This window comes from Brevundimonas sp. SL161 (genome assembly GCF_049896985.1).
GTDB lineage: Bacteria > Pseudomonadota > Alphaproteobacteria > Caulobacterales > Caulobacteraceae > Brevundimonas.
The window spans coordinates 1-2944 of record NZ_JAFCVJ010000063.1; the positions used below are offsets into that span (position 1 = coordinate 1).

Genomic DNA, 2944 nt, shown 5'->3' on the forward strand with positions numbered 1-2944 from the left:
AAGTGCGGCCTGAGCCGCTCCATCTGCTCGTCCGTCAGCCAATAAAGGTCGCTCATATCCAGACTCCTCGCAGAGCCTGAATCAGATCGAGCGCATCACACCAATGGGTCCTGAGCCTAGAGCCTGACAAGCTTAATCTGAAAACACCGCACGCGAAATTTTTAAATACTGACAAACTGGAAGCGAATGGCGCGTCAATATTGTCAGCGTTGGAAATAGAAGCGATTCAGATCGCAAATTTTGTTACACTATATCGCGGCAAATGATCACCAAAGGGTGCGACAATTTGGAAGCGTAACCATAAGGTTTCATCAGCTTTATGGCGCGATTGTAATATCGTCGGTGTTCCAAATCCGATCTCTTCGGGGCCTGGGATGAACACTGACACTTTCCTTAAGGTAAGGCTTGATCGAGTCGTTCAAAGCGCGGCGCTTACGGCAGGATGCAAGTCATCAATTCTGTACGTTCGGCACGACACGGATTTTATTGTTGCCAAGAGCTATTTTGGCAAAGCTTCCAAACCCTGCGATCCTGACCAGTTCGAGACCCTGCTCGCCGCCATCGACCAAACCGATCAGGGCATCCTTCTGGTTGATGATCTGACAGATCCAACCGCGAACCTCTGTCAGTTCCTGCCACGATGGGACAATCAGGTTGCCCGGTTCGCGGCCTTGATCGCCATCAAGGATCATGACGGCCAAGCCCAGGGCGTGCTGGCCATCTGCGATCCCAAACCCAAGCCGGGCCTGAGCCCAGCTAAAATCTATGTTCTGCTATCGCTGGCGTTTCAGATCGCCGACAGCCTCACGCTCCACCGTCTTCAAGCAAACGAGGAATCGGGCTTCCAGGGAAATGAACGCCTGCGACTTTTGGAATCCGTTGTCGTGCACGCTAAGGACGCTATCTTAATTACAGAGGCCGAGCCGATCGATCTTCCCGGCCCGCGCATCGTCTATTGCAACGCGGCCTTTACCGAGGCCACCGGATATAGTGCCGAAGAGGTGATCGGCCAGACCCCCCGCATCCTTCAAGGCGTCGGCTCGGACCCTCAGAGCCGAGCCAAGATCCGTGCATCCCTGGCGCAGTGGAAGCCGATCGAAATTGAGATGCTGAACTACAAGAAGGACGGCGAGCCGTTCTGGGTGGAGCTCAGCATCGTTCCCGTCGCCGATGAGAAGGGCTGGTACACGCACTGGGTCTCGGTCCAGCGCGACGTCACCGATCGCAAAGCAGCTCATGAGGTTAAAACCCGGGCGCGGATGGCCGAAGCCAGCAACGAGGCGCTGCTTGTTCTGACGAACGACCTGCAGGTTGCGCTCGAAGCGGCCGAGGCGGCCAACGTCGCCAAGTCGCAATTCCTGGCCAATATGAGCCACGAGATTCGGACCCCGCTCAATGGCGTGCTTGGCATGACCCAAGCGCTCTGGGCCGATGATTTGACGCCCACACAGCGCGAACGCGTCACCATCATCCGAGAGTCCGGCCAGTCCCTGCTCGCGGTTCTGAATGACGTCTTGGATCTTTCCAAGATCGAGGCCGGGAAGATGGAACTGGAGTTCGCCCTCTTCGATCTGGAGGAAGTCGCCAGGGGGGTCTGCGGCGCCTTTACCGAACAGGCGAACCGCAACGGTCTGTCCTTTGGATTGACGGTTTCGGCCGCCGCCGGGGGTAGGTGGCTCGGCGATTCCGTCCGGCTAAAGCAGATCCTCTACAATCTCATATCCAACGCCCTGAAGTTCACGGCCGTGGGCGAGGTCATGGTGTCCCTGGACATCAACGTTACGGGACATCTCGTCCTGACGGTCAAGGACACCGGGATTGGGATCGCCGACGACAAGGTCAAAGCGTTGTTCTCCAAGTTCTATCAAGCCGACAGTTCAATGACGCGGCGGTTTGGCGGGACGGGCCTGGGGCTCTCGATCTGCCGCCAGCTCTGCGAACTCATGGGCGGATCGATTACCGTCGCCAGCAAGATAGACCGCGGCTCGACCTTCACTGTCGAACTGCCGCTGGAACACGCTCCCAATTTGGGAACGGCCGCGCATGAGACGTCGGGCGAGCCAGACGTGATGCCGTCTCACCTCGGCCGACTGCGCGTGCTGGCGGCCGAGGACAACAGCACCAATCAGCTGGTGTTGCGCGCACTCCTGCAGGCCTTCGACATCACGCCCGTGATTGTCGAACATGGCGGGCTGGCTGTAGAAGTCTGGAAGAAGGCGCCCTTCGACGTTATCCTGATGGATATCCAGATGCCGGAAATGGACGGGGTCACGGCCACTCGAATAATCCGGGCCGAGGAAGTAAGTCGGGGCCTGTCACCTATCCCCATCATCGCCGTTTCCGCCAACGCCATGAAACATCAAATCGCCGAGTACCTCGCGGCGGGCATGAGCGGTCATCTGGCCAAGCCTCTCGACATCGCGCTTCTCGCCGAGGCGCTTTCTCTGATTGAGGCGGCACCTGAAATCGGACAGGCGACTAACGTGGAACCGGCCTTTTTGAAGGACGGACTTTATGGCCGGGAATCCGAAGCGGTATTCGGCTGATTTCAAGGCCAAGGTGGCGATGGATGTGGATCGGGGTCGAAATCGGACCCCATCGAGCGGCAGCCTCGGTGGTTGAATTCGCTATATAGCGATACGTTCGCGCGCACGCTGACAGGCGTCTGTCGGGACCCCATATCGCCCCGCAATATTAAGCGCTTTCAATATGTTATTTCATATCGGGTGGGGTCTCTCCTTCAACGCCGATCAACAACATTATCCTCATCCGCGGCCTGCGCTGCGTTCAGTGGAGACAAATTCGCATTAAAGTGACAGTACCGGATCCCAAACGATTCAATCAGGTCGCCAAATGCTTTAGAACTCCCGGCCGAACTTCCGTCGTTGCATCGTCACGCTCCTTCTCCACGAACTCCCTATCTTGGTGTCCAAGAGGCTGGGTG

The 2944-nt window shown here is 57.3% G+C and carries 1 protein-coding gene; it reads left to right on the forward strand.

The window, feature by feature from the left end:
* Nucleotides 1-374 precede the first annotated feature (374 nt).
* Nucleotides 375-2546 (forward strand): ATP-binding protein, encoded by a 2172-nt coding sequence (locus tag ACP7AU_RS17535; RefSeq protein WP_426052253.1) that lies wholly within the window; start codon nt 375-377, stop codon nt 2544-2546.
* Nucleotides 2547-2944: the final 398 nt, after the last annotated feature.